The organism is Rhodopila sp. (genome assembly GCF_965277165.1).
Taxonomy (GTDB): Bacteria; Pseudomonadota; Alphaproteobacteria; order Acetobacterales; family Acetobacteraceae; genus Rhodopila.
This window is the reverse complement of the sequence record NZ_CBDICE010000005.1, coordinates 526268-550773: the sequence shown is the minus strand read 5'-3', so window position 1 is coordinate 550773 and position 24506 is coordinate 526268. Positions and strand designations below refer to the sequence as shown.

The 24506-nt window shown below is 63.7% G+C and carries 26 protein-coding genes and 3 pseudogenes; 23 read left to right on the top strand and 6 right to left on the bottom strand.

What is annotated here, in order from left to right:
• Window positions 1-838 precede the first annotated feature (838 nt).
• A complete protein-coding gene (locus tag ACQY4Y_RS03180; RefSeq protein WP_428489104.1) occupies window positions 839-1879 on the bottom strand; it encodes a hypothetical protein in 1041 nt (346 codons plus the stop codon).
• A 223-nt stretch (window positions 1880-2102) separates the two neighbouring features.
• Here ACQY4Y_RS03180 and ACQY4Y_RS03175 point away from each other — a divergent pair, with 223 nt between their 5' ends.
• The 10 genes from ACQY4Y_RS03175 to ACQY4Y_RS03130 all read left to right on the top strand — a co-directional run bounded on the left by ACQY4Y_RS03175 (window position 2103) and on the right by ACQY4Y_RS03130 (window position 6901).
• Entirely contained in the window at window positions 2103-2702 is a 600-nt protein-coding gene (locus ACQY4Y_RS03175; protein WP_428489103.1) for a hypothetical protein, read from the top strand.
• Between the two features lie 186 nt (window positions 2703-2888).
• Window positions 2889-3305 (top strand): hypothetical protein, encoded by a 417-nt coding sequence (locus tag ACQY4Y_RS03170; protein WP_428489102.1) that lies wholly within the window; start codon window positions 2889-2891, stop codon window positions 3303-3305.
• Window positions 3306-3307: 2 nt separating this feature from the next.
• Window positions 3308-3544 (top strand): hypothetical protein, encoded by a 237-nt coding sequence (locus ACQY4Y_RS03165; protein ID WP_428489101.1) that lies wholly within the window; start codon window positions 3308-3310, stop codon window positions 3542-3544.
• Window positions 3544-3765 carry a hypothetical protein gene (locus tag ACQY4Y_RS03160; RefSeq protein ID WP_428489100.1) on the top strand — a complete coding sequence of 74 codons (222 nt, stop codon included), beginning with the start codon at window positions 3544-3546 and terminating at the stop codon, window positions 3763-3765. Before ACQY4Y_RS03165 ends, ACQY4Y_RS03160 begins: the two co-directional genes overlap by 1 nt.
• A complete protein-coding gene (locus ACQY4Y_RS03155) occupies window positions 3762-3896 on the top strand; it encodes a hypothetical protein (protein WP_428489099.1) in 135 nt (44 codons plus the stop codon). The genes ACQY4Y_RS03160 and ACQY4Y_RS03155 overlap by 4 nt, the downstream gene beginning before the upstream one ends.
• Complete coding sequence (locus ACQY4Y_RS03150) at window positions 3893-4309, top strand: hypothetical protein (protein ID WP_428489098.1); 417 nt, start codon at window positions 3893-3895, stop codon at window positions 4307-4309. Before ACQY4Y_RS03155 ends, ACQY4Y_RS03150 begins: the two co-directional genes overlap by 4 nt.
• Entirely contained in the window at window positions 4306-4767 is a 462-nt protein-coding gene (locus tag ACQY4Y_RS03145; protein ID WP_428489097.1) for a DUF3846 domain-containing protein, read from the top strand. The genes ACQY4Y_RS03150 and ACQY4Y_RS03145 overlap by 4 nt, the downstream gene beginning before the upstream one ends.
• A gap of 107 nt (window positions 4768-4874) precedes the next feature.
• Window positions 4875-5219, top strand: a complete 345-nt coding sequence (locus tag ACQY4Y_RS03140) for a hypothetical protein (RefSeq protein WP_428489096.1) — start codon at window positions 4875-4877, stop codon at window positions 5217-5219.
• 33 nt (window positions 5220-5252) lie between these two features.
• Window positions 5253-5981, top strand: a complete 729-nt coding sequence (locus tag ACQY4Y_RS03135) for a DUF7168 domain-containing protein (protein ID WP_428489095.1) — start codon at window positions 5253-5255, stop codon at window positions 5979-5981.
• The gene (locus tag ACQY4Y_RS03130) at window positions 5978-6901 is read left to right on the top strand and encodes a ParB/RepB/Spo0J family partition protein (RefSeq protein WP_428489094.1); all 924 of its coding nucleotides are present in this window, start codon (window positions 5978-5980) and stop codon (window positions 6899-6901) included. The genes ACQY4Y_RS03135 and ACQY4Y_RS03130 overlap by 4 nt, the downstream gene beginning before the upstream one ends.
• A 219-nt stretch (window positions 6902-7120) precedes the next feature.
• Here ACQY4Y_RS03130 and ACQY4Y_RS03125 read toward each other — a convergent pair whose 3' ends face one another.
• Together ACQY4Y_RS03125 and ACQY4Y_RS03120 are read right to left on the bottom strand one after the other, a co-directional pair.
• Entirely contained in the window at window positions 7121-7300 is a 180-nt protein-coding gene (locus tag ACQY4Y_RS03125) for a DUF3309 family protein (RefSeq protein ID WP_428489093.1), read from the bottom strand.
• Entirely contained in the window at window positions 7300-7431 is a 132-nt protein-coding gene (locus ACQY4Y_RS03120) for a hypothetical protein (RefSeq protein WP_428489092.1), read from the bottom strand. The genes ACQY4Y_RS03125 and ACQY4Y_RS03120 overlap by 1 nt, the downstream gene beginning before the upstream one ends.
• Before the next feature lie 207 nt (window positions 7432-7638).
• Between ACQY4Y_RS03120 and istA (ACQY4Y_RS03115) the strand changes: the two are divergent.
• Together istA (ACQY4Y_RS03115) and istB (ACQY4Y_RS03110) are read left to right on the top strand one after the other, a co-directional pair.
• Window positions 7639-9151, top strand: a pseudogene (istA, locus tag ACQY4Y_RS03115) (IS21 family transposase); the annotation flags it as partial.
• An 18-nt stretch (window positions 9152-9169) separates the two neighbouring features.
• Window positions 9170-9932, top strand: a pseudogene (istB, locus tag ACQY4Y_RS03110) (IS21-like element helper ATPase IstB).
• A 161-nt stretch (window positions 9933-10093) separates the two neighbouring features.
• On the opposite strand, the gene ACQY4Y_RS03105 reads toward istB (ACQY4Y_RS03110), so the two are convergent.
• Window positions 10094-10891, bottom strand: a complete 798-nt coding sequence (locus ACQY4Y_RS03105) for a phage tail fiber protein (RefSeq protein WP_428489091.1) — start codon at window positions 10889-10891, stop codon at window positions 10094-10096.
• Between the two features lie 11 nt (window positions 10892-10902).
• On the opposite strand from ACQY4Y_RS03105, the pseudogene ACQY4Y_RS03100 reads away from it, so the two are divergent.
• Both ACQY4Y_RS03100 and ACQY4Y_RS03095 read left to right on the top strand, forming a co-directional pair.
• Window positions 10903-11972 (top strand): annotated as a pseudogene (locus ACQY4Y_RS03100) (IS630 family transposase).
• A 44-nt stretch (window positions 11973-12016) separates the two neighbouring features.
• A complete protein-coding gene (locus tag ACQY4Y_RS03095; RefSeq protein ID WP_428489090.1) occupies window positions 12017-12544 on the top strand; it encodes a hypothetical protein in 528 nt (175 codons plus the stop codon).
• Window positions 12545-13371: 827 nt separating this feature from the next.
• On the opposite strand, the gene ACQY4Y_RS03090 is transcribed toward ACQY4Y_RS03095, so the two are convergent.
• Window positions 13372-13677: a class I SAM-dependent methyltransferase gene (locus ACQY4Y_RS03090; protein WP_428489089.1), complete on the bottom strand. Its 306-nt coding sequence runs from the start codon at window positions 13675-13677 to the stop codon at window positions 13372-13374.
• A gap of 220 nt (window positions 13678-13897) precedes the next feature.
• Window positions 13898-14485 (bottom strand): MFS transporter, encoded by a 588-nt coding sequence (locus ACQY4Y_RS03085; RefSeq protein WP_428489088.1) that lies wholly within the window; start codon window positions 14483-14485, stop codon window positions 13898-13900.
• A 460-nt stretch (window positions 14486-14945) separates the two neighbouring features.
• Between ACQY4Y_RS03085 and ACQY4Y_RS03080 the strand changes: the two genes are divergently transcribed.
• The 9 genes from ACQY4Y_RS03080 to ACQY4Y_RS03040 all read left to right on the top strand — a co-directional run bounded on the left by ACQY4Y_RS03080 (window position 14946) and on the right by ACQY4Y_RS03040 (window position 24386).
• Complete coding sequence (locus ACQY4Y_RS03080; RefSeq protein ID WP_428489087.1) at window positions 14946-15539, top strand: triose-phosphate isomerase family protein; 594 nt, start codon at window positions 14946-14948, stop codon at window positions 15537-15539.
• Complete coding sequence (locus tag ACQY4Y_RS03075) at window positions 15536-15775, top strand: triose-phosphate isomerase (RefSeq protein ID WP_428489086.1); 240 nt, start codon at window positions 15536-15538, stop codon at window positions 15773-15775. Before ACQY4Y_RS03080 ends, ACQY4Y_RS03075 begins: the two co-directional genes overlap by 4 nt.
• 16 nt (window positions 15776-15791) lie before the next feature.
• The gene (locus ACQY4Y_RS03070; protein ID WP_428489085.1) at window positions 15792-18659 is read left to right on the top strand and encodes a plasma-membrane proton-efflux P-type ATPase; all 2868 of its coding nucleotides are present in this window, start codon (window positions 15792-15794) and stop codon (window positions 18657-18659) included.
• A 419-nt stretch (window positions 18660-19078) separates the two neighbouring features.
• On the top strand, window positions 19079-19783 hold the full coding sequence (locus ACQY4Y_RS03065) for an HAD family hydrolase (protein ID WP_428489084.1): 705 nt from the start codon (window positions 19079-19081) through the stop codon (window positions 19781-19783).
• A gap of 2 nt (window positions 19784-19785) precedes the next feature.
• A complete protein-coding gene (locus ACQY4Y_RS03060; RefSeq protein ID WP_428489083.1) occupies window positions 19786-21729 on the top strand; it encodes a hypothetical protein in 1944 nt (647 codons plus the stop codon).
• A gap of 46 nt (window positions 21730-21775) precedes the next feature.
• Entirely contained in the window at window positions 21776-22813 is a 1038-nt protein-coding gene (gene istA / locus ACQY4Y_RS03055) for an IS21 family transposase (protein ID WP_428489070.1), read from the top strand.
• Window positions 22810-23595, top strand: a complete 786-nt coding sequence (gene istB, locus ACQY4Y_RS03050) for an IS21-like element helper ATPase IstB (protein WP_428489071.1) — start codon at window positions 22810-22812, stop codon at window positions 23593-23595. The genes istA (ACQY4Y_RS03055) and istB (ACQY4Y_RS03050) overlap by 4 nt, the downstream gene beginning before the upstream one ends.
• A gap of 75 nt (window positions 23596-23670) precedes the next feature.
• Entirely contained in the window at window positions 23671-24135 is a 465-nt protein-coding gene (locus tag ACQY4Y_RS03045) for a glycosyl hydrolase family 65 protein (protein WP_428489082.1), read from the top strand.
• A 56-nt stretch (window positions 24136-24191) separates the two neighbouring features.
• Window positions 24192-24386 carry a hypothetical protein gene (locus tag ACQY4Y_RS03040; RefSeq protein ID WP_428489081.1) on the top strand — a complete coding sequence of 65 codons (195 nt, stop codon included), beginning with the start codon at window positions 24192-24194 and terminating at the stop codon, window positions 24384-24386.
• Window positions 24387-24506: the final 120 nt, after the last annotated feature.

Genomic DNA, 24506 nt, shown 5'->3' with positions numbered 1-24506 from the left:
ATCGTGCCGAGCAAATGGTTTGCGACCGCCGCAGATGCAACACCAGCACGAACCGATGGTGCTCGGTCAGTCGGCCATCCAGCGCTCGCGCAGTGCGTCGCGCTTCGTTCGTAACTTGCCCTGGCCAAACCCGCCATTGCGGCGGGTTTGACAACACCTTCCGCGAGCGCAGCCAACATCGCCATGCCGGACACCCCAAACACGTCTGTAGCGACGTCGGCCAGCTTGATATTGGCCGTCTCGAGCAATTTGAGGGCGCGGTTCCGCTCGGTGACAACCATCTGGGCCAGCGATCGCCTAAACCGCGGCAGGTTGCGCAATTCTCGAAGCTGCACCGAGGGCACGAAGCTCGCCCGGATCAATCCGTGTTGAACCAAGTCCGCAATCCATTAGGCGTCTTTCACGTCAGTCTTCCGTCCCGATACATTTCTTGATGTGATGGGCGTTACCGACAATCAGCGTGAAATGCCCCGTGAGGATGGTGTAGACAGGCATCCAGGATACCCCGGTAACTTTCTATCCCGACATGAATAACGCCGAACCCACCCAGCCAATCGCGAAGGGCCTCCAGATCGTGCGTCATGGTGCTGAACGTGCGCACTTCTTTGTGGGGTTTGCTGCCCGCCTTACCAATCAGCACGCTTGCAACAACCGTGGCTTGATGCACGTCCAAGCCAGCGGCGAGTTCTATAATGGCTTCCGTACTTGATCCCTCCCTCGTCGAGGCGACCGTGGCGCCGCAGGTCAAAAACAGAGGCTGGCCCGCGTGCTAACCGGAGCCTTAGCGGCAAAGCTGCTGACGAGAACCGGCCGCGACAATTGGCGCGGATCAGTCTGATCAACGGAGTTCAAAAACCACCGCAGTCGTTATGACCTCAAACGAGCCGCCACGGCCGAACTTGTTGCGGACGAAAATGAACCCCCCGGCCAGGTGACCGTCAATCAGCACCAGGTGGTTGGCGATCCCGGTGGTGTGCTGGATCTCCTTGGCCAGAAACGAGTCCTTGAGGAAGTTCATCTGTTGGGCGGTGGCGGGGATGATATCCACCCGCGAGCGCGGCGTCAGCGTGTCGGCATCAAGGCGCGTGTAGCGGAACGCCTGAGCCGGGCGCGGCAGCCGGCGAACCGAGGTCCCGCCCTTGTCGGTGTAGGTATAGACCGGCTTGAGCTGACCGTAGAACACCGTCGCCGGGTCGTGGCGAGCCAGCTTGTGTTCGACCAGCACGCAGTAGCGCACGCGCATGGCGATCAGCTCGTCGATCCAGTCCTCGACCGCGTTCGGGTCCCACAGGCTGTAGTCCGGCCGCTGCCAGTCGACGTTCTGATCGACGAAGCGGAACAGCCGCTCGTAGTCGTTCTTGTAGGTCGGCGGAAACGCCGCCACCCCGCCGCCGGCCTCGAGCGCGCGATGCGCCTGGTGGCGGAAGTCGCCGGCAAGGAAACTCGTCACCTGCAACCGCGGCAGGAACGCTTCGAGCCGGGCGATAGCCGGGTCCAGGAAGTCGGCAAACCGCTCGCGGTAGTGCGCGAAGTGCGCCTCGGCATAGGCGTTGGCACCGCGATACTTGGCCATCTCCTGGGCCACCTGAACGGCGGCAACCTTGGCGATGAAGCCCTTGGACGCTACTGCCGCCTCGATGAACCCCAGCCGGCCCTTGAAGGTCAGTGGGATCGGCTCACCGATCGCCAGCGCGCCGAGCGAGCAGCTCAGCAGTGACACATCGTTCGAGTGCACCCGCACCGTCGGATGAACGTCGTGTACCGCATGGTCGAACCGGAACGACCCGGAGCAGCCGACGAACACATCGCGCCACTCGGTGAACGGCACGGCGCGGGTGACCTGTTCGATCGCCTGGCGGGGGACCGCGCCATAGAACATTGCGGTCCGCTCCGAAGTTGCGTCGATCGAGGCCCAGAGGCGGCACGGCCAGATGGCACCAACCGCACCGCCAAGGGCATCCCGAAGGACACTGTTTCCTACCACAGAAACGGCCACATCATGCCCGCGACCCGCGGCACTTTCAACCGCAGATTATTCAATAGCTACAGTATGTATTATGTGCCATTGTCTATCAGACTACTTGATAAAGAGAGTAAATACTGTGACGGACATCAAGACCGCCTCGTGGTTCACCAAGATGCCGGAAGGCCATGTCAAGGTCGGCATTTCGCGTGGCATCCCGCGCACCGTGGCCGCCGGCTATCGGGTGTATCGCACGCTGGCTCCGGGGCCTTGGTTTCACAGCGTCACCCCCGAGGAATACGACCGCCTCTACAAGGTCGACGTACTCGACCGGCTGGATCCGCGCGTCGTCGCAACGCAGTTGATCGACCTCGCCCGCGGCGGCATCCCGGTGATGGTCTGCTACGAACGCCCAATGGTTCAAGGCGACTGGTGTCACCGCGCGATGGCGGCGTTGTGGCTGGCCGAGGCGCTGGACCGCCCGATTCCCGAACTCGGCTTTGAGGTATTGGCGCAAGCCGATCACCCGCTCATGCCACCGGAGCTGAAACGCCCGACCAAGGCCGGCGAAGTTCCCGACCTCGCCCGGTTCGTCGGCCGCTCGGCCACGATCGACGGCGAGGCCCATCAGGTTATCGCGGTGGATCCCAACGACCCCAGGCGCGCCATCGTCAAAGCCGGCAACCGCAGTTTCCCGGCCGGCATCGACACCCTGACCCGACATTTCAAGCCGGTCTAAACTGGAGCGGCTTCGGGAACTGCACCCGCCCGATGGGTGGAACCCACCAGTCCTCTTAAGGTCGCCGCAAGCAAGCCGAAGTCGTCACGCAAATAATACTCGACGTCGCAACGAATTACTTTGTCTAAAGCGCGCCAATATACTATGTATTCTGTATAGACTACTTCCTACCACGGAATACAGATCATGGCCCGCAAATCATATTCAGCCCGCACCGGCATGGATGCCCGCAGCAGCAAAATCCTCGCCAATGCGATGTTCGGCGCCAAGCCCGAGTTCTACGAAGACGACAACGGCCACGTGGTGCGCCGCTGGAAGGCCAGCGAGCATTCTTCCTACACCAACGAAGACCTGGCCGTCGCGCTGTCCAACCGGGTGGCCGTTGAGCCCGGCGAGCTGCTCGACCGCTGCCCGCCGTCCTGCATCAAGTATTGCGTGACCAAGGGCTTCCTGGTCCCGGTCGGCACCAGCGGCCAGCTCTATTTCGTCACCCATCGCGCCGCGATCGAACTCGGCCTGCCTAATCGGTTCAAGGGCGGCGCGAACCACGGCCGCCGAATCCCATTCGCGCCGTCTCCCACCGACCGCAAGTCGAAGACCTGAGCGTGGAACCGATCAGCAAGACCCAACAGCTCATCGAGCTGATGCGCGCCGGCGACTGGAACCGCGCGCTCAGCCTGGCCAACGGCTTCCGCTGGCTCGGCCCGCACCGCAACACCATCCGCCTGGCACATGACTGCCGGGTCCACCCGAACTTCTACCGCGGCCTTGGTCGCGATCCAGAAGCCGCCGTCGCCGCCGGCATTGCGGCGCTCAAGCAGCTTTACCCCGAGAGGACCTGATGACGACCTCCTACCACAAGAAACCGCGTCCCCCGGCCTATCGCATGTTCACCATGCAGCAGGTCGCAGAGGCGTCGGAACTGCAGGCCGGCTACTGCCTCGCCTGCGGCAATATGCGCGACTGCTGCGAACCCGACGCCCGCGAATACGAGTGCGAGGAGTGCCACGAGCTCCAGGTCTACGGCGCCGAAGAGCTCATTATCATGGGGCGGGTGCAATGATCGCGATCGTCGAGCTAACGCCACAGATCTGCGCGCTGTTCATGCTCTGCTTCTTCGCCCTCAGCCTGTTCAGCGGCTGGCTGGTCTCGGTGACCGAATACGCGCCGGTCGCGATGGAGGTCGGGCAATGACCGTCGAACCCTTTCCCATCACTTTCAGTCCGGCTCAACTTGCGGTCGATCTGCTCGCCAAGATCGCGAACGACCCCACTAGCCCTTACCAAGCTTTGGCCTTGAACGCGCTTGAGGCCTGGCGCAACAGCCTGGCCACACCCGAGCAGATCGCCTTGGTGGCGACCAGCGACGAGCTGGAGATTGATGACGCCGGCGCCTGCGTCTCCGAAGGAAACGATGGGTTTTTCATTCAGACCTGGACCTGGGTCGAATGCGACATGAGCGAGGAGCCGACCTGCAGCGAGTGCGGCGAGGCAATGTTCATCACCGAGGAAGGCATCGCGCATCATCGGGGCGATGGTTCGCCGAACACGATCGACCATGACGCCGACGCCGATCATGTGGCGATTAGCGAAGGGAAACCGACATGAAAGCCTATTGGATCAACGCGACCGAGCGAACCGTGACCGAAGTCGACAGCGGGGGCCTGGCGGACCTGCAGCGCATGGTCGGCGGCTACATCGAGATCGCCAAATACTGGCCGAACGGCGACGTGATGTTCGTCGACGAGGAGGGCCTGATGAAAGGCGGCACGACCTGGTTCCGCATCCCAGGAACCAATAACCCGATCTGCGGCAATGGCGTGGTCGTCGGACCCGAGGACGACGACGGAAACACCGAGCCGCCGACGTTCCCGCTGTCCGCTCTGCAGGCCGAGGTTACTTTCATCACCCCCGACCAGGTGGCCGCTTGGGCGAAGGGCAACAGCAGCGAACCCGCCATCACGTTCTACACACCAGGCGAGGAACCGACCGTCATCAGCCGTGTCAGCGACTTGTTCGACAGCGGTCCGCCGGCAAAGAAGACCGACCGGAAATCAGAACAGTAAAGTAAATATCAACAACAATACTGTGGATGATGCACAATATAGTTGCATCATTCATAGTATTGTCATAGTTTTACTTTGTTGATTACTTCCTACCACAGGAGCTCAAGATGAAAAAGTTACTTCTGACCGCGGCCTTCATTGGTTCGGTCGCCAGCCACGCGATGGCAGCAAGTCCGATCTGGTATGCGGCGCATCTGGCCGGCGACGCCTGCGTTCCGCTCTCCAACATCGGCCCAAACTTCGAGCGCCTCTATTACGGAGCGGGCTCGATGCGAACGCCAGAAGACTTCCGCCAGCTCCTAAGTGCAACGGGGTTTATCGTTACGCCGGAAAGCCTCCCGGACGGCGTGGTTGTCCTTCACGCGGTGGCCAACACGGGCGACAAGGCCGAAATCGCGCTCTTTAGTAATCGGGATTACTGCAAAGAGTTCATGAGCCTTCAGGACCGCTAAGCCTCAACCACCCTCCTACCACAGAGGCTCCCCATGACCCGTCCTGAAACCGCCCGGCGCGCGGGCACCCTTGGGCGCATCCGCGCCCTGATGGCCAAAACCCGCGAGAACGGCTGCACCGAAGCGGAAGCGGCGGAAGCCGCCCGCAAGGTCGACGAACTGATGGCGCTCTACGAAATCGACCTCGACGAGGTCGCCATGCGCCAGCAGGAGATCATCCCGGTCACCGTGCCAAAAGCGGCCCAGCATGCCGTGCAATATGCCGCCCGCGCGATCGCTCGCTTCACCGACTGCAACGCTTGGCTGCGCGGCAAGATCGACATCATCTATCTCGGCTTCCAGGTCGACACCGAGATCGCCGAATACCTCACCCTGCTGTTCAAACGCGCCATCGACCGCGAGGGCGCAACCTACATCCTGTTCAATCCCGCCTGGGAGCAGGCCAGCAAAGCCGAGAAGACCGAGCTGCTGCGCTCGTTTGGCATCGGCATGGGCGTCCGGCTCGGCGAGCGGCTGTCCGCACTCAAGTCCAAGCGGGACTTCACCCAGCAACAAAGCACCGGCCGCAACCTGGTGATGATGAAGAAACCCGCGGTGGACGCCGCGATGGCAGCGCTCGGCATCCTCCTCGGAAACGCCGGGCGCCAATCGGCACCCCGCAACCGCGTGGCCTTCAATGCCGGCCAGTCCGCCGCTCAGAACGTCTCGATCAACCAGGGCGTCGCCGGTCGAGCCGCTCGTCAGGGAGGGCGGCTGGTATGACCGACCCGACCGTTACGAACCCGGAAGACACCCTGACACCGGAGGCCGAGACCGTCGTCTTGCAGATCCCGCTTGAGCAGATCACCGCCGATCCGGGCCAGCCACGCAAAATCTTCGACCGCGCCGGTCTGCGCGACCTCGGCGCCTCGATCCAGGCCAACGGCCTGCTACAGCCGATCACCGTCCGCCAGGTCGGCCCCGGCACCTACATGATCATCGCCGGCGAGCGCCGGTTCCGGGCGTCCCAGGCAATCGGTGCCGCGACCATCCGCGCCATTGTCACCGCCGGGATCACCATCGGCGACATCCGGGTCAAGCAGATCATCGAAAACGACCAGCGGGTTGACGTAACACCCCTCGAACAGGCCCGCTCCTATCAGGCCCTGATGGACGAAATGGGCTGGACCATCGAGGAGCTCGGCCAGCAGATCGGCAAGGCTGCCTACCGGATCACCGAAAGGACCGTCCTCCTGCGACTTCAACCGGACTACCAAGGCTTACTCGACAGCGGCAACCTCTCACCCACCGAAGCCTACGAGCTGGCCACGCTGTCCCCACGCGGCCAAAAGGCGCTGTTCAAGGCGATCCGGTCGGGCGCCTGCAGAACCGCCGCTGACCTTCGCGTGGCAGCCACTGCGATCGCCGATGCCGAAAGCCAGATGGACCTGATCGGCGACGAACCGGCCGGCCCAACCCCACAGGACCGCGACAACGCCCGGACCTTCGAGCGCCAGCTTGAACGCATCGTGTCGTTGATCAATTGCGGCATCCGCGACAACCAGGTCGTCGCGGTCCGCAAGATCGACCCGAACCGCGCCGAACACGTGGCCGACATGCTGGCCCTCATGCAGAAGGATCTGCGGCGGATCGAGGTCGCCTTTCGCGGCGCGGCGATCCAGGCCAGCTTCCTCGGGAAGTAGCGATCCTGACCCGGGCCAAATTTTCCTAACGGCTGAAAAATCCGGCTGACGAGGCGGGTTTTTCCCGCCGACCCCCCCCTACCCAATTCCGCGACTCAACGAGAATCATTGGGGCACGGTCCCCGCTCGAAGACCCTGGCAAATTGCACCCCCCCTACCCCTGCAGTAAACGCATGACAGACGGGCGAATGGCTTGGTGGGGGCATGGCTGCGCGGCGGTCAGATCCGTCCCGTCAGCAGCAGCACGACCAGCACGATCAGCAGCAGGCCACCGAGGCCGAAGCCACCGTAGCCATACGACCGATAAGCCGGACCGCCCCAGTGGTTGAAGTGAGTGCCGAGGCCGCCGGTGAACAGCAGCGGCGCGACAATGATCAGGATGATTGCAAGCGGGCTCATCAGAACAGCAGGTGCCAGGTGGTATCGCCAGCGTAGTATTGCAGCTCATGCGAGGCATTGGCGCCGCAGGTTGTCGGCGCGGTGCCGGTGATCGTTGACCCGGTGCCCGCCGTGACGGTCAGCGCGGTCACGGTGACAATCTGCGTATTCCGACGCAAAGCAGCCGGCGATCCCGATCCATTCCAGCCGGTGATTCCGACGGAAGCCAGCCGCTGATTCCGACGAATTCCAGCCACCCCTGGGGGGCGGCCAGCGGCGCGGTTCGCGAGCAGTCATCCACCGACGGCACGGTGGCTCCCCAGTGATCTTGGGGAGCGCCATACCAGGCCAGACTGCCAATGCGTCAAGTTCGAGAAGTCCTCCGCCTCAAATACGTCTGCGGCCACAGCGGACACCAGATCGCCGCCATGGTCGGGGTCAGCCGCTACACGGTGGCGGAATACCTGCGCCGGGCTGCCGTGGTCGGCATCACCTGGCCAGTGCCGGCCGCGCTCGACGATGTGGCGCTCGAGCGCAAACTGTTCACTCCGCCGTTCACGTCCGAGCCGTCGCGGCTGCAGCCGGATTGGGGTCGGATCCACGCCGAGCTGCGCAAGCCGAACGTCACTTTGCTGCTGCTTTGGGAGGAATACCGGGCCGGGCAACCGGATGGATATGGCTACAGCCGGTTCTGCGACCTGCACGCGGCTTGGCGCGGCCGCCTGTCTCCAACCATGCGCCAGACCCATCCGGCTGGAGAGCGGATGTTCGTCGACTATGCCGGACAAACGGTCGACGTGATCGACGGCGCCACGGGCGAGATCAGGCGGACGCAGGTGTTCGTCGCCGTTCTGGGCGCGTCCAACTTCACCTACGCGGAGGCTCGCTGGACGCAGTCGCTGCCCGACTGGATCGGTTGCCACGTCGGCGCGTACGCCAGTTTCGGCGGTGTCGCGCGACAGATCGTCTGCGACAATCTCAAAGCCGGCGTCACCGCCGCTAGCCGGTATGAGCCGGGGATCAGCCGCACCTATCAGGACTTGGCAACCCATTACGGCACGGCAATCCTGCCGGCGCGGGTGCGTCGCCCGCGCGACAAGGCCAAGGCCGAAGTCGCCGTCCAGGTCGTGCAGCGTTGGGTCTTGGCGCGGCTGCGCAATCGGCGGTTCTTCTCCCTGGCGGAGTTGAACGGCGCGATCCGCGAGCTGATCGCCGATCTGAACGACCGGCCGATGCGCCATCTCGGCACGACCCGGCGCGCGCTGTTCGAGTCGATCGAGCGCGACGCCCTGCTGAAACTACCCGCCGAGCCGTATGCCTACTCCGAGTGGCGACGATGCCGCGCCGGGCTGGACTACCACGTCGAGGTCTGCGGCCATTTCTACTCCGTGCCCTATCGCCTGATGCGCGAGGTGATCGACGCCCGCATCACCGACCAGACGATCGAGCTGTTCCACAACAACGAGCGCGTCGCCTGCCACGTCCGCAATCCGCGGCAGCACCGGCACACCACGATCCCCGAGCATGTGCCGAGTTCGCATCGCCGCTACGCCGAATGGACGCCGACCCGGTTGCTGCGCGAAGCCGAGGCGATCGGCCCGTCCAACATCGCGCTGGTCGAGCGACTTCTCACCACCAAGCCGCACCCCGAGCAGGGCTTTCGCGCCTGCCTCGGCATCCTGCGCCTCGTCGGCAGCTACGGGCCCGAGCGGCTGGAGGCGGCCTGCCAGCGCGGTATGGATATCGGCGCCCCGCACCTACGGATCGGTGCAGTCAATCCTGCGCAACGACCTCGACAGGGCCTACCGCCCCAAACTCGTGCCCGACGAGCTGCCCCTCCAGCACGAGAACATCCGCGGCAGCGGCTACTATTCAGTGAGGAGCACCCCCATGCTGACCCATCCCACCACAGACCGCCTGCGCGAACTTGGCCTCGCCGGCATGGCCCGAGCGCTCGAGGAGCAGCGGCGGCATCTCGATACTGCCGATCTCGGCTTCGAGGACCGGCTGACCATGCTGGTCGAGCGTGAGGCGCTCGAGCGCGACACCAAACGGCTGGCGACCCGGCTGAAGTTCGCCGGCCTGCGTCAGCAGGCAACCCCGGAGGATGTCGATCACCGCGCCGCCCGTGGTCTGGATCGCGCACTGTTCCAGAAGCTGACCAGCGGCGAGTGGATCGAGCGCCACCAGGATCTGCTGGTCACCGGGCCGACCGGTACCGGCAAAACGTGGTTGTCTTGCGCCCTTGGACACCGCGCCTGCCGTGACAACCGCTCAGTGCTGTATCAGCGGGTGCCGCGATTGCTGGAGGCGCTCGGCATCGCTCGCGGCGACGGACGTTACGACCGCATGCTGAAAAGCATAGCGCGGGTGCAGCTACTGATCCTCGACGATTGGGCCATCGCGCCACTGACGGCCGAGCAACGGCGCGACCTGATGGAAATTGTCGACGATCGGCAATGACCGGGCATCGACCATCGTGACCAGCCAGGTGCCGGTCGAGCTCTGGCATGAGCACATCGGCAATCCCACCATCGCCGACGCCGTGCTGGATCGGCTCGTGCGCGGTGCTCACCGGTTGGAGCTGAAGGGAGAGAGCATGCGAAAGCTGCGGGCTGCCAAAGCCAAGCTTGACAAAGCCGCCGTCCAGTAGCCCAACTGTCCCCGCTCGCGACACGCAATGCTACCCGGCTGGGATCATCGGAATCCCCGGCTGGCTTCGATCGGAACAGGTGGCTGGTTTCAATCGGAATCGATGGCTGCAATCGTCGGAATGCCCAGACAATCGAGCACGACAGCCGGAAGATCGTGCCATCAGCCTCCGGGATGGGCAGCGCGATCGCGCCGGTTGCCAGCGTGGCACCCCCCCTTAATGTTCAAAGCCGACACACCGGGCGGCACGGTGTAGGAGAAGCCGGTCGTCTCAGTGACCTGCCGCGTTGTCGGATCGGTCGAGCCGTAGAACGGATATCCGTCGCCGTGCTTGACCTTGAACGCAACGCCGGTTGATACAACCGAGCCGTCCGGTGTGGCGCCGATCGTCGCGCCCGCCTGATAGATCGTGTTCAGCCCGGCCGCCGGGTAGCCGACGGCGGTCGGAACCGTGAAGCCAAGCGAGCCCACATCGCCGCGGTCGCCGATGCTCGGGATCGTAGTGCTCGCGGCATAGGGCAACACCGCCAGCAGGTTGCCCCCGGTCGGGGCGTCGTAAATCGCGTGCCCGGCAATCGAGCCACCAACGGTTTGGGCAAACGAATACGGCATCGCCTGGCTGACGCTGGCCGTGGTCGTGCTGTTGGTGGCGTTCGAGATCGCGCTGAAGACAATCGGCTGACGAGCATACCCCGACGCCGTCTGCTCGGTGCACGAGCCGGTTGCGACCGCCGTGCACTGCGCCAAAAACCCGCTGATGAACAGCGCATGTGCCGGAACAGCACTTGCCAAGCTCAGCAGTGCCACCGCAGCAAGGCCAACCAGACTGCGCTTCATGGTGGGTTCGTTGTTATACCAACCGCTGGTGAAGACGACTCTCCCCGACTCGCCAAACCCCCGCTGCATTCCCAAGACTGCGAAAGCACGATTCGCTTCCTCTGCAGCGGCGAGTCGCCACATTGGAGGACGCGATGAGCGCGGCGATCAAAATTACTCGTCTGGACCATGCGCCGGCAGCGTTTCGGACGCTGGCGGCAAAGAACGCCGACGCGGCCCAAGCCCGGCGGCTGTTGGCGATCGCGATGATCCACGATGGCGCCTCACGGCTCGACGCCGCGCGCCAGGCGGGGATGGACCGCCAGACCCTGCGCGATTGGGTGCATCGTTATAACGCCGCCGGGTTTATGGCCTGCTGTCGCGCAAGCCACCGGGGGCCAGCCCCAAGCTGAGCGAGGCGCAGATGGCGGACCTGCGCGAGTGGGTGATCGCCGGCCCTGATCCGAAGATCCATAAGGTCGTCCGTTGGCGCTGCGTCGATCTGCGCGCCGAGGTGAGCCGGCGGTTCTCGGTCACCGTGCCGGAACGCACCATCGGCAAATGGCTGCGCAAGCTGCGGATGACCCAATTGCAGCCGCTGCCGTATCATCCGAAGAAGGATGCGCCGGCACAGCAGGCTTTAAAAAAAACTTCAATGCCGGCCTGAAAGAAGCTTTGCTAGGCACGACTGCGGCCACGCCGGTGGAGATCTGGTTTCAGGACGAGGCCAGGGTCGGCCAGAAGGGCTCGCTCAGTTATGTCTGGGCTCCGGTTGGATCGCGTCCGCCGATGATACGCGACAACCGCCACGACACTGTCACCATCTTTGGCGCGATCTGTCTCGCACGCGGGGTTGGCGCGGCGATTATCGCGCCGGCGGCCAACTTGGAATGCATGAACCTCCACCTCGCCGAGATCAGCACCCAGGTCACGCCTGGCTCGATCGCGGTGGTGATCTGTGACGGCGCCGGGTGGCATCAGCGCGGCGGCGCGATCAGGCTGCCCGGCAATATCGTGCTGTTGCCGCTGCAGCCCTACGCCCCCGGAACTCAACCCGATGGAGAATGTCTGGGACTACCTTCGTGCCACCAAACTCTCCGGCTGCGTCTGGGACGGATACGAGGCGATCGTCGAAGCGTGCGCGGAGGCCTGGAACTGGCTGGTCAATGATCCAGATCGAATCCGGACCATCGGCACCAGGGAGTGGGCAACGGTCAATGTTTAGGGCGATTGGTATTATTCGCTGGGGTGGGTGCGAACCGAATCCGGATGGTCGGCAATCTTCCGGATATGATGAGGCTCGGCCGCTGGGGTGATCCGTCCTTCGGCCTAATTAGCGGCCCGACCCGGAGTTCACGCTCACTCGAAGCCATTATCCGCGATCTCATCGACACGCGCGACGTCGCGCCATTCTTCGCCGAGCGCGTGTGGGGTGTTTCTCTCCACTACGATCGCGGGGACGCCCACCCGCTGGCGGGCCGCAGCGCTCCCGACTTCCAACTGGTCGACGGGACGAAGCTCGGCGATCTTCTCAGGAACGGGAAAGGTTTGTTCCTAGACTTTGACGCGCGTCCATTGCTTCAGGCGCTCGCAAGCCCCTGGAGTGGTCGGATCACGTATATTGCAAGCGATGCCAAGGATCGGCTGGCCTTGAGCGCTGTGCTCGTGCGCCCCGATGGCTTCGTCGCCTGGGCCGGTGACGGTGCCCCGAACCACGAGGAAGCTGCTCAGGCCGCGCCGAGATGGTTTGGCCAACCGAGGAGGGGCCTGCGTCTGCCTGAGCCGGCCAATGCCTGACATGAGCGCGGTGCGAACTTTTTTGATTTCTGAAGGTAGTCCGACTTCGGTGAGCAGCGCCTAGCCGCCGAATGCCGTCAACAGCATTTCTTCCCTCCGGACCCCTGAATTGGGAGACATGGCACGGTGCCGGAGGAGCAAAACACGCAGCAGTCGCCGAGCAAGTTCCCCGCCCTCCAGAATGGAGGTTGATTCGATTCCGGGATACGTATGCCGGCCTACCAAGTCGCCGCCTGACGCCTGCGCCCGCACGATGACCGTAACATATCCCTCAACAGGCCCGTTGATCTTTCCCAGTGTCTCGACATGTGGCATTTCGCCCACCATCCATGAATTCAACGACCGCAAGCATCGAAACCGTGCTGTTTTGCTTGTCAAATCACACCTCCTTCAGTGCCAAAGCGCATCGCATCGCATTGCATATTCCAGGAGGTTCTGTACCGCGTCGGGTCGTCCCTATGACTGCCGGCCATGGCCAAAATCCCCGGTGGCTCCGCTCAGCTTGTCCGCAGCCCGGCAGCCCAGTACCTTAAACGGTGGCTTTCTGCATCCAACCGCCGACTTGCTGAAGAATGGACCTTCTAATTGTGCGCCTCTCTCGATTGCGCGAATGCCATTCGCGTCCAACTCACGCCCGGGCGTCCAAGAAGACCGGCCTGATCTTCAAGTGTCAGCACCTACCGGAAGCCCTCGAGATTTGCGAGCTCAATTGTCTCGTCTCCGGTAACATTGAACAAGCGGCGACCTGGCGGAATCGGTCCATGACGAAGCGACAGGATCATTCCCCCACTTGCAGCACCGACCTGGCAACTTGCGGCATCGCCCGCTTACGTTGTTCCTCGTCCATATGTATCCAAAACTGCTGTGAGCATGACCACATCGAATTTCTCGCCTCGCTTGGTCAACGACGCCAACTCCGGCAAACTATCGTCCAACCGCTCGATGTTGGGTGAGGGATGTAGAGCTGCCGCCCTAAGCAGTTCCGCGGTTGGCTCTGCAGCTGTCACCTTGTGTCCCATCGCGGCGGATCCCGCCGCATCCCGGCCAGTGCCTGACCCGATATCCAGAACCCGACTCGGAGCATTTGAAACCAAGTGGACGAACTGCCGATGAAGGTCGGCGAATGCTTTCATATTGCTTCACAAGCGCTTCTGCCTCGTCGTCATACCCTTCTGTGCCGCTTGGTCGATCAGACTCCATATTTCCCGTCCCCCAGGTGGTCATGGGAGCATGACCGCTGACGCTTGGAATGTCAGCCTGGGCCGAATTTGGCGGCAGGAGGCCTAGACAGTCTGAATCAAACTTTCGGTTCTGTTGCTACAGGACCCCCGCCCCCCGGAACAGGCCGGACGCCTAGAAGATCGTCGGCGCGAAGTAGATCACCGTATTGATGCCGGTCACCTGCTGAAAGATCGCGAGCCCGATGCCCACGATCAGCTGCAGGCGGTTGCTCGCATGGCTGATCCGGTTTTGCGGGCGTGGCTTGGCAGGCGCGGTGAGATCGTCGCGTAGCTGCGCCAGCTCTACCTTGACGTCGGTGGCCTTGCCGCGACCGCGCCCGGCAAGCCAGCGGGTTGTTTCGGGCAGGAAGAACATCCCAGCCGCAAGCACCACGCTGGGTACTTCGCTCAGGCCGAGCATCCAGCGCCAGGCGCCGTCGGCGGCAAGGGCGTATCCGACCAGGTAGGCACCGAGGATCCCCAACGTGACGGCGAGCTGGTTGAACGACACCAGCGCACCGCGGAGTTTATCGGGCGCGATCTCGGCAAAGTAGAGCGGCGTCAGCATGGATGCGCCGCCGATGCCGATGCCGATGACCAAGCGCCCGGCCAGAAGGAAACCGAGATCGCCGGCGAAAGAGGAGATGATGGCGCCTGAAACGAAGATGACTGCCGTCGCCAGCAGGATCGGTCGGCGTCCGAACCGGTCCGCGAGCCGCAACGGCCGCGCCGCCCGCGGCCCCCGCCAACGCGGTGCTGGTGACGACGCCCATCATGAAGGGGGAGAGATGGAATGCTGTATTGAGGAAGAGCAACGCACCCGAGATGACGCCGGTGTCATAGCCGAACAACAGGCCTCCCAGGGCGGCCGTCAGGGGGCACGCCGTAGGCAAAAGGCGACACGCGATCCGAACCAGCAACGACGAAGACGGATCGTAAACGCGGCCCAGTTCAACACCCGTGACGGCGCGCAAGGCCAGCGGCGTGGACAGGTACACTCTCAATTATCCGGACGTCGAAGGTAGGATCGGAAACTACCTATGCGGGTCCGCGAACTGGCGGGCAGCCGCCCCATGGCCTTCGACCGCTGAACGCGGGCCGAGCGGCCTGAGTGTTTTCCGATCCTACCGGCCAGAACGAAGGATGGGCAGCCTGGATTTCCCTATTCGAAGGAGGAGGCTTTGCGGCCGTCCATCGCCGGAAATTGGAAGATGCATGGGCTGGCGGCCCAGTTGGAGCAGATCCAGGCCGTCGCGGCATCGGTAAAATCCCTGCCGCTTCAGGCCGACGTGCTCATTGGCGTTCCTTCGACCCTAATCAATCGCGCCGCCCAGGCCAGCTCGGGGCGCCTCGCGATCGGTGGGGAAGATTGCAGCGCTGAGCAGGCCGCAGCCCTCACCGGGGATGTCGATGCCGACATGCTCCGGGATGCGGGCGCCACGGCCGTGATCGGCCATTCCGAGCGCAGGCGGTCACACCAGGAGACGGACGCGAAGGTCGCCGCCGAGGTGACGGCCGCGTGGGCTGCCGGGCTATCGACGATCGTGTGCATTGGCGAGACACAGAAGCAGCGAAGCGCCGGCGAGGCGGTCGCGGTCTGCAGCACTCAGTTGGCGTCAAGCCTTCACGACCTGGCGACTGGTTGCGAGACGTCTGTCGCCTATGAGCCGCTCTGGGCGATCAGTTCCGGTCACATGCCGACCGCCGGGGACATCGCGGAAATCCGTGCGCACATCCGCTCCTGCCTGGTGGCGCGCTTCGGTGAAGACGGGTGAACTGTGCGCATCCTCTACGGGGGTCGGTAAAGCCGTCGAACGCCCATGACATTCTTGGGATCCCCGACGTCGGGGGCGTCCTGATCGGCGGCGCAAGCCTCACAGCGGCGGACTTCGACGCGGTGCTCTGGTCGTTCGCGACCTCGTCAGGGCCACGGGCGCCAGGGTTGCCGAATGATCGCGAAGCAGTCGGCCGTCCCGGCCGTCTACCGCAACTGTCCGCGATGAGCGGTTGAACACAAGGGGGCCAACATGGTGACCGCGATTGCCGCCCAACCCAAGCCGCAAGGTGCGAAGCACGCCGCGCCGGTGGATGCTAAGGACGATCTCAAGACACTGCCGATGGCGGAGGTCGAAAAGCGCCTGGGTTCCTCGCCCGACGGCCTAACCCAAGCCGAAGCCGCGACGAGGCTGACGAAATACGGCCCGAATGAGATCGTGGAGAAGAAGACTAATCCTCTCCTCAAATTCCTGATGTATTTCTGGGGGCCGATCCCCTGGATGATCGAGGTTGCGGTCGTCCTGTCGGGCATCGTCCGACATTGGCCAGACTTCTTCATCATCCTGTTGTTGCTCCTCGCCAATGCCCTGGTCGGGTTTTGGGAGGAGCGTCAGGCGGGCAATGCGATCGAGGCTTTGAAGGCCAAACTCGCCATCACGGCCCGGGTCAGACGGGACGGGACGTGGAGCACTCCGCCCGCCAAGGACCTTGTACCGGGCGACGTAATCCGTCTGCGCCTAGGCGACATCGTTCCTGCCGATGCTCGTCTCCTGGATGGCGACGAGGTGTCCGTCGATCAAGCAGCGCTGACCGGGGAGTCGCTGCCGGCCAGCAAGAAATCCGGCGATGCCGTGTTTTCCGGTTCGATCATCCGGCGCGGCGAGGTCGGCGCCCTGGTCTATGCCACCGGCGAGAAGACCTACTTCGGCAGGACGGCCGAACTGGTGCAGAGCGCGCATGTCGTCAGCCACTTCCAGAAGGCAGTGTTGCGTATCGGCAACTACCTGATCGCCCTGGCCGTGGCACTGGTCGTGGTCATCATCGCGCTCGGCATCTATCGCGGCGAACCTATCCTCACCACACTGCAGTTCGCGCTCGTGCTGACCGTGGCAGCGATACCTGTGGCAATGCCCACCGTGCTTTCCGTGACAATGGCGGTGGGCGCCCGCCTGCTGGCCAAGAAGCAGGCGATCGTCAGCAAGCTCGTCGCCATCGAGGAGCTGGCGGGCGTGGACGTGCTTTGCGCCGATAAGACCGGCACGCTCACGCAGAATAAGCTGACATTGGGCGATCCGTTCTGCATCGGCGACGTCAAGCCGGACGACGTCATCCTTGCCGGCGCATTGGCTTCGCGCGCGGAAGACAACGACGTCATCGACCTGGCCGTCCTGGGTGGTGTGAAGGACTCAACCGCATTGCCAGCCTACGACGTCCAGCACTTCCAGCCGTTCGATCCCGTGCACAAGCGCACGGAAGCGACTGTGAAGGGCAAGGACGGGGCGGCGTTTAAGGTGACCAAGGGCGCGCCCCAGGTTATTCTGGCCCTCTCGGCTAATGCCGTCGCGATGAAGGACGCGGTCGACAAGGTCGTCGACGACTTTGCCGCCCGGGGTTTCCGGGCACTCGGCGTGGCGCGAGCGGACGGTGACGGCAGCTTCCAATTGATCGGCGTGCTGCCCCTTTTCGATCCGCCGCGCGTGGACGCGAAGACCACCGTCGCGACGGCGCGGCGAATGGGCGTGCAGCTCAAGATGGTGACGGGCGATGCGCTTGCGATCGCGCGCGAGACCGCCAAGGCCCTGAATATGGGATCCAACATCCTGGATGGTGCAAGCCTGGGCGATTCCAAGCACGAAGAGACAGCTGAGGTAGCCAAGTCCATCGAGGATGCGGACGGCTTCGCCCAGGTTTTCCCGGAGCACAAGTTCCACATCGTCGACGTGCTGCAGAAGCGCGGTCACATCGTTGGCATGACAGGTGACGGGGTGAACGACGCCCCGGCGCTGAAACAGGCCGATTGCGGTATCGCCGTCTCAGGCGCGACCGACGCGGCGCGGGCGGCGGCGGCAATCGTGCTGATGACGCCGGGCCTGTCGGTCATCATCGACGCGATCAAGGAAAGCCGAAAAATCTTCCAGCGGATGAACAGCTACGCGATCTATCGCATCGCGGAGACGCTGCGAGTGCTCCTGTTCATGACGCTGGCCATCGCCGTGTTCAACTTCTATCCGCTAACCGCTGTGATGATTGTGATACTCGCATTACTCAATGACGGCGCGATCCTGTCGATCGCCTACGATAACGTAAACTACCGGGACCAGCCCGAAGACTGGAACATGCGCCTGGTCCTGGGAGTGGCCACGGTGCTGGGGCTTGTCGGCCCGATGGCCGCCTTCGGCTTGTTCTACATCGGGGACAAAGTCATCGGCCTGAAGCATCCGGAACTGCAGACGATGATGTACCTGATGCTGTCGGTCGCGGGCCATCTAACCATCTTCCAGACGCGCACTCGGGGCCCCTGGTGGTCGACTCGTCCGGCCAGGATCCTGCTGATCGCAGTGTTCGGTACGCAAATTCTTGCGACGCTGATCGCTGTCTACGGCGCCTGGATCATAACGCCGCTCGGCTGGGAAATGGCGGGGCTCGTCTGGGGATATGCCATCGCCTGGTTCCTTCTCACTGATCCCTTGAAACTGCTGGCGTATCGAGTGCTGGACCATTTCGGCGCCAGCGCAGCGGCCACCGTGGAAAGCAAGCCACCGGCCGATGTTGCCGCCGTCTCCAAAGCTTCCCCCGCCGGGTCGAGTAAGGGGAATGCACTGCCCAAGCCAGTGCCGGCGGCCGCGCCTCTGCCCAAGGACGACAAGGCCGACGTGAAAACTGCACAGCTCCCTGAGGACTCGCAGAAGCCGCCTGCTGCGTCGACGTCCAAGGAAATATCCAAGGAGGCAGCCAACTTCGATCCCGTATCGAAACCGGGGAAGGCTTCTAAGCCGGCTACGCCGCCGGCGCCAAGTCCCGACACAGCTCCGGCAATTGCGGGTTACCCGGCCACCCCAGCCAAAGTCACCGCGCTGCTCGACAGGAAGCTCGGGGCGTCCTCGTCGAGGCTGTCCTGAGGCGTCCGGGTGAGGCGGGGCATCTCATCGCCAAAGCACCGACGCGGAAGCCTCACCTGCCACAGCAAGCCGATCCAAGCTGAACTGGAGTGGTTCTTTTGCGTGCCGATTGACAGGGCTGCCTGTTATCGCGCAGTGGAACGTCTGGCCAGCTGTTCGGACGAACGTCGAACACAGTCAGTCCACATTCGTAACTGGCTCGTGAGTAGTTTCCGAGCCTGACACCCCTGCTGCATTGTGCGCAGAAGCGAGAGTCGGAATCAGGATGTTACTGCGGGATGCGACGTCCTGCACGGGGGCTGTCGTCGCGATGCGGGCTGGTAGTCCGCAAACGAAGCAAGAGCGGAATAAGATTGCGCGAGGCGATCACTCAGTGAGCGGTGCCCCTTGTGAATTTGCAAGGTATTGACAGCATGAAAATGGGACCGCTGACCGCCGCCATCTTCGACGTCGACGGCGTCTTGCTGGCGTCGCCGCATGAGCAGGCCTGGCACGATGCGCTGGTGGGCCTTGCCGACCCGGCCCGCTTCACCACGGCCATGTATCAGGCCTGCGTCGCCGGCAAGCCACGCCTCGACGGCGCCCTGGCGGCGCTTGAGGCGCTGGGTGTGCCAAATGCGGGTCAGCATGTCACCGCCTACGCAGAACGGAAGCAGGCGCGACTGGAAGAGCTCATCAAGGGTGGGCACGTCAAGGCTTTCCCCGACGCGCTTCGCTTCGTCGAGGCGATCCGCAGGCTCGGCTGGCCGATGGCGGTTGCATCTTCGTCGAAGAACGCCAACGCCATGCTGCAGCTGATCCGCCTCACTGATGGCAGCACCCTGCATGATGCGTTCAGCGTCCACGTCTGCGGGCGAGACCTGCGGCACGGCAAGCCTGACCCGGAAATCTTCGAGCTCGCCGCCGAGGAGCTGCACGTGGAACCGGACCATTGCTTCGTAGCGGAGGACGCGCCCGCCGGCATCCAGGCTGCGCGGGCGGGCGGCATGGCCGCACTCGGCGTCGCCCGGCTGCACGACGAGGCCGGCCTGCAGGCGGCACACGCCGGCGTTGTCGTGGCGACCCTTGATGAGGTCGAGATCAGCGCATTGGCGGGCGGATGCCTGTGCCGGCGTCCGTCATGAGCATGCAACGGACGGCGCAACAGGCGCTGGAGCCGACCGCAGACCCTGCCTGGGTGCTTGGGCAGCACGGCTCCGACCCGCTTCGCGACAGCAGCCGCGAGTCACGCTTTGCGGTCAGTAACGGCTTCCTGGGCGTCCGGGGCGGGCGGACGATCAACCGCCTGCCGCATACGCCCGTGGCACCCCGGACTTACGTCGCCGGCCTGTTCGATGTGTTCGGCCCCGACCAGCCGATCTCGGCGCTGGTCCGCGCGCCGGATTGGCTGAAGCTCGACATCTCTTTTTCCGCACGGGACTCGACTATCACTGTCGACGATGTCTCGTTCCATCATCGTACGCTCGACTTCAGGCGCGGTGCGCTGCTGACCGAAAGCCGCATCACGCGCTTGCCGGGCCTGGCGGTTCGCTTGCGGGTCCTGCGCCTCGTCTCGCTGCACTGCCGCGCTCTGGGACTGCAACTTGTTCAGTTGGATGTCAATGCCGGAGCGGTGGAGGCCACGCTTGTGGCCTCGTTCGAGGGGGTCGAATTCGGCCTTGTTGCCGAGCAGCTCGAGCAGGGCCTCGGCGTGTGGCGCACCAATTCGTCCGGCAAGCGGTTGGCCATGGCTGTTGCCGCGACCCTGTGGGTCGATGGCCGCGCGGTAGCGCCGAAGGCGCTTGGGCCGTTCAAGTGGGCATGGACCTGGGCGACAAGCCCCGGACAGGCCGTGTGCTTCGAGCGGATGGTCGCCATCACGCGGGCGGATGCCCCGGCCGAAAACCCGGGTCATGCGGCCCAGGGCCAACTCGGGTCTGCAACCGCGGTCGGCTGGCGCGGTGTCCTCGACGAGCATGAGGCAAGCTGGGCTGCCCGCTGGCAGGCGTGCGATGTCCTGATCGAGGGCGATCCTGCGGCCCAGCAGGCCTTGCGATTTGCCCTCTATCACTTGAACGGTGCCGCAAATCCCGGCGATGAGCGGGTGTCGATCGCCGCCCGGGCGCTGACCGGTCCCGACTACCATGGCCACGTCTTCTGGGACACCGAGATCTTCCTGCTCCCTCTCTACACGCTGACCTGGCCCGAGGCGGCCCGCGCGCTGCTGATCTATCGTTTCCGCACCCTCGATGGCGCCCGCTCCAAGGCCAAGCGCATGGGGTGGCGCGGCGCCATGTACGCCTGGGAGTCCGCCAGCACCGGAGCGGAGACATGCCCGGAGCACGCGATCGGCCCTGACCGCCGGATCGTGGACATTCTCTGTGGCACGCAGGAACTGCACATCAGCGCGGACGTGGCCTATGCCGTCTGGCACTACTGGCAGGCGACCGGGGACGAGGCCTTCCTACGCGAGGCGGGCGCGGAGATTCTGCTGGAAACGGCGCGCTTCTGGTCCAGCCGCGCGCAACCCGAAGCCGATGGGAGGCACCACATACGGGGCGTGATCGGGCCGGACGAGTACCATGAGACGATCGACGATAACGCATTCACCAACGTTATGGCGCGTTGGAACATTCGGCGCGGGCTCGCCGTCGCAGCCTTGCTCCGGCAGCGCTGGCCCGAGCGTTGGGCAACTCTATCTCGCGAGATTGGCCTGGATGAGGCGGAAATGGGCCGATGGGCCAGCGTCGCCAGCACCATGGCTGATGGACTCGATCCGCAAACGGGGCTGTTCGAGCAGTTCGCCGGATTCTTCAAGTTGGAAACCATCGACCTGGCGAGCTACGCTGGACGCTCCGTGCCGATGGACGTGGTGCTCGGACGCGAGCGGACGCAGACCGCGCAGGTCATCAAACAGGCCGATGTCGTGGCGCTTATGGTTCTGCTGCCGGAGGAGTTCGGCGAAGCGACGGCGGCCAAGAACTTTGGCTACTACGAACCGCGTTGCAGCCATGGCAGCTCACTGAGCGCCGCCCTGCACGGGGTGGCCGCTGTCGCCACCGCTGCAAAACTGAGCCATTCCACCGGTTGAAAACTGAGCCACCTGTTTAGTGTAGCTCGCTTTGCCGGAGGGGACCGTGGTTCTGGCGGAGGGCGCGATGGAGATAAGGATATTGCATCGACAGGGCTTAAGTGTGCGGGCGATATCGCGGCGCACCGGCCATGCGCGCAACACGGTCGAACGTCACCTCAGGTGTGAAGGCGTTCCGGCCTATGGGGTCCGTCCGGGGGTGCCAAGCAAGCTAGATGCTTACAAGGGATTTGTTGTGGAGCGAGTGACGGCGGCCCAGCCTCAACGGCTGCCTGGGACAGTTCTGCTGGGTGAGTTACGTTCCCGAGGCTACACCGGCGGTATCACCATTTTACGCGAGCATCTGGCGACCCTGCGCCCGGCGGTCGCGGCCGAGCCAATTGTGCGGTTCGAGACCAAGCCGGGCCGACAGATGCAGGTGGATTGGGCGGTGATCCGGCGCGGTGCGGATTCACTTTCGGTGTTTGTCGCCGTGCTGGGCCACAGCCGGATGGCCTACGCCCAGTTCGCCACCGACGAGCGGCTGGAGACGTTGATGTCCTGTCACGAGGCAGCGTTCGCGTTCTTCGGCGGCACACCACTGGAGGTGCTCTACGACAACATGCGCACCGTGGTGATTGGTCGGGACGCCTACGGACCGGGCCAGCATCGGCTTCAACCCGGGTTCCGCGACTTCGCCCACCATCATGGTTTCATCCCGCGACTGTGCCGCCCCTACAGGGCCCAGACCAAAGGCAAGGTCGAACGCTTCATTCATTATCTGCGTCATAGTTTCTGGGTGCCGTTGGACAGCCGATTGCGCCCGCTTGGTCTCCAGGTGGATGTGGCGACGGCGAATGTGGAAGTGCGCAAATGGCTGCGCGATACGGCCAATACGCGGCTGCATGGCACAACGGAGCGTGTTCCGGCAGAATTGCTTGTTGAGGACCAGCGCGGATTTTTGCCGTTGGCGGGTATTTGGCAAGGCGAGGTGCAGCGTGTTGCGTCTGGCGTCAACACACTCAAGCCGCATCCGGCTGTGCCGACCATCCAACACCCGTTGAGCGTCTACGAAAGCTTGCTGGTGCCGCAGGCGGTGCAATGAACCTGCAACATGAGCGACTATCGCATCTCTGCCTGGAGCTTCGACTGAGCGGTGTCGCAGCGGACTATCCGGCTGCTGCGGAGAAAGCTGCCAAGAGCGAGGCGACTTTCACGGACTTCCTGGAGACGGTGCTGCGCAGTGAATGGGACACGCGGCGTGCGCGGGCTCGTACCATGCTGTCGCGTGTGGCAGGCTTCCCGGCGATCAAGACGCTCGACCAGTTCGACTTCGAATTTGCCGTTGGTGCACCGAAACAGCAGATCCAGCAGCTCGCCGGGCTGAGCTTCATCGAGCGTGCGGAGAACGTGATCCTGCTGGGGCCGTCGGGTGTGGGAAAGACCCATATCGCCATCAGCCTGGGGTATCTTGCAACACAGGCTGGAATCAAGACGCGGTTCGTGACGGCGGCTGACCTGGTGTTGGTGCTGGAAACCGCGCAGCGCCAAGGCCGGTTGAAAGAGGCGCTGCACCGGGCAGTCTCGATGTATCGGCTGCTCGTCATCGATGAGATCGGCTACCTGCCGTTGTCGCGGGATCAGGCAAATCTGCTGTTCCAGGTGGTTGCCAAACGCTATGAGCGCGGATCAATTGTGCTGACCTCGAACCTGACGTTTGGCAGTTGGGATCAGGCGCTGGCCGGTGATGCCGTGCTGACCGCGGCGATGCTCGACAGATTGATGCACCATGCCACCGTCGTGCAGATCGGTGGCGACAGCTACCGGCTGCGAGACAAGAGAAAGGGCGGCGTGATGCCGAAAGCGAACCCCGCCCCTTCAGCGTAACACACTGGCTCAGTTTCCCCTCGGTGCTTCACGCCAAAGGTGGCTCAGTTTTCGACCGGCGTTGACACCGCGGCCATGCTGGGCCAGGACGAGATGGCGATGCGATTCTTCCGCCAGACTTCGGCGGCAGATCTGGCCGATACCCACGCCACCCTCGACGGCGGCGTGCATATAGCCGCCCTGGGCGGCATGTGGATGATGGCGGTGCTCGGCTTTGCCGGGTTGACGATGGATGATTCGGGGCTGGGCCTTGATCCACACCTGCCGGATGGTTGGCGGAGCCTGGCGTTCAGCGTTCAGTGGCGAGGCCGCCATATTTCGATAAGCGTAGACGGGGACTGGAAAACGATCAAAATGACGCTCACCTCTGGCGAGCAGATGGCGATGACCATAGACGGAGAGCAGCACCCGCTGGCACGAGAGGCTCCACTCACCATCCCGTTCGTCGCAAAGCGCATGGCGCAACTGCCCGCAGTGGACGGGTTGCATCGTCGCGCCACGCCTCAGTGGCACAACGGACCGGAGCAACTCCATTTGTAGAACATGCCGCCCAGTTTGCCTGGGCGGCATGTGGGGCCGGTTCTTCGGCGGGCTGGGTGCTCGGCTACCTTGCCACCGCCGCGATCTCCGCTGTGGAAGGCGCCGTCGTTGTGGGCGGCCTGAGCGCGGTCGGCGTGGCGATCGACAGCATCGGCATCCCAAAGTATAGCGTCATGCAACACGAGACCGCCACTTATCAATGCAAGCGGAGCAACTGGGTCGCCGGCTTCGTCGACTGTCTCAACAGATAGCAGCGGATCCGCAGACACACCGACGAGTCAGGCCGCAGCGGCTCCGACCGCAGGGGTGATGCAGCTGCAGGACCTCGTGACCGGTGATGCACTCGTTCAGCAGGCAAGGGCTGCAGCGCG

What these genes read in the sequence shown, in the direction of transcription:
- ACQY4Y_RS03180 (WP_428489104.1), bottom strand. Translation starts at nt 1,879, where the DNA reads ATGTTCTATGGCGCGGTCCCCCGCCAGGCGATCGAACAGGTCACCCGC.
- ACQY4Y_RS03130 (WP_428489094.1), top strand. Translation starts at nt 5,978, where the DNA reads ATGACCGACCCGACCGTTACGAACCCGGAAGACACCCTGACACCGGAG.
- ACQY4Y_RS03140 (WP_428489096.1), top strand. Translation starts at nt 4,875, where the DNA reads ATGAAAAAGTTACTTCTGACCGCGGCCTTCATTGGTTCGGTCGCCAGC.
- ACQY4Y_RS03150 (WP_428489098.1), top strand. Translation starts at nt 3,893, where the DNA reads ATGACCGTCGAACCCTTTCCCATCACTTTCAGTCCGGCTCAACTTGCG.
- ACQY4Y_RS03105 (WP_428489091.1), bottom strand. Translation starts at nt 10,891, where the DNA reads ATGTGGCGACTCGCCGCTGCAGAGGAAGCGAATCGTGCTTTCGCAGTC.
- istB (WP_428489071.1), top strand. Translation starts at nt 22,810, where the DNA reads ATGAACCTGCAACATGAGCGACTATCGCATCTCTGCCTGGAGCTTCGA.
- ACQY4Y_RS03170 (WP_428489102.1), top strand. Translation starts at nt 2,889, where the DNA reads ATGGCCCGCAAATCATATTCAGCCCGCACCGGCATGGATGCCCGCAGC.
- ACQY4Y_RS03070 (WP_428489085.1), top strand. Translation starts at nt 15,792, where the DNA reads ATGGTGACCGCGATTGCCGCCCAACCCAAGCCGCAAGGTGCGAAGCAC.
- ACQY4Y_RS03155 (WP_428489099.1), top strand. Translation starts at nt 3,762, where the DNA reads ATGATCGCGATCGTCGAGCTAACGCCACAGATCTGCGCGCTGTTCATG.
- ACQY4Y_RS03060 (WP_428489083.1), top strand. Translation starts at nt 19,786, where the DNA reads ATGCAACGGACGGCGCAACAGGCGCTGGAGCCGACCGCAGACCCTGCC.
- ACQY4Y_RS03125 (WP_428489093.1), bottom strand. Translation starts at nt 7,300, where the DNA reads ATGAGCCCGCTTGCAATCATCCTGATCATTGTCGCGCCGCTGCTGTTC.
- ACQY4Y_RS03145 (WP_428489097.1), top strand. Translation starts at nt 4,306, where the DNA reads ATGAAAGCCTATTGGATCAACGCGACCGAGCGAACCGTGACCGAAGTC.
- ACQY4Y_RS03160 (WP_428489100.1), top strand. Translation starts at nt 3,544, where the DNA reads ATGACGACCTCCTACCACAAGAAACCGCGTCCCCCGGCCTATCGCATG.
- ACQY4Y_RS03045 (WP_428489082.1), top strand. Translation starts at nt 23,671, where the DNA reads ATGCTGGGCCAGGACGAGATGGCGATGCGATTCTTCCGCCAGACTTCG.
- ACQY4Y_RS03090 (WP_428489089.1), bottom strand. Translation starts at nt 13,677, where the DNA reads ATGAAAGCATTCGCCGACCTTCATCGGCAGTTCGTCCACTTGGTTTCA.
- ACQY4Y_RS03095 (WP_428489090.1), top strand. Translation starts at nt 12,017, where the DNA reads ATGGTCGGCAATCTTCCGGATATGATGAGGCTCGGCCGCTGGGGTGAT.
- ACQY4Y_RS03135 (WP_428489095.1), top strand. Translation starts at nt 5,253, where the DNA reads ATGACCCGTCCTGAAACCGCCCGGCGCGCGGGCACCCTTGGGCGCATC.
- ACQY4Y_RS03065 (WP_428489084.1), top strand. Translation starts at nt 19,079, where the DNA reads ATGGGACCGCTGACCGCCGCCATCTTCGACGTCGACGGCGTCTTGCTG.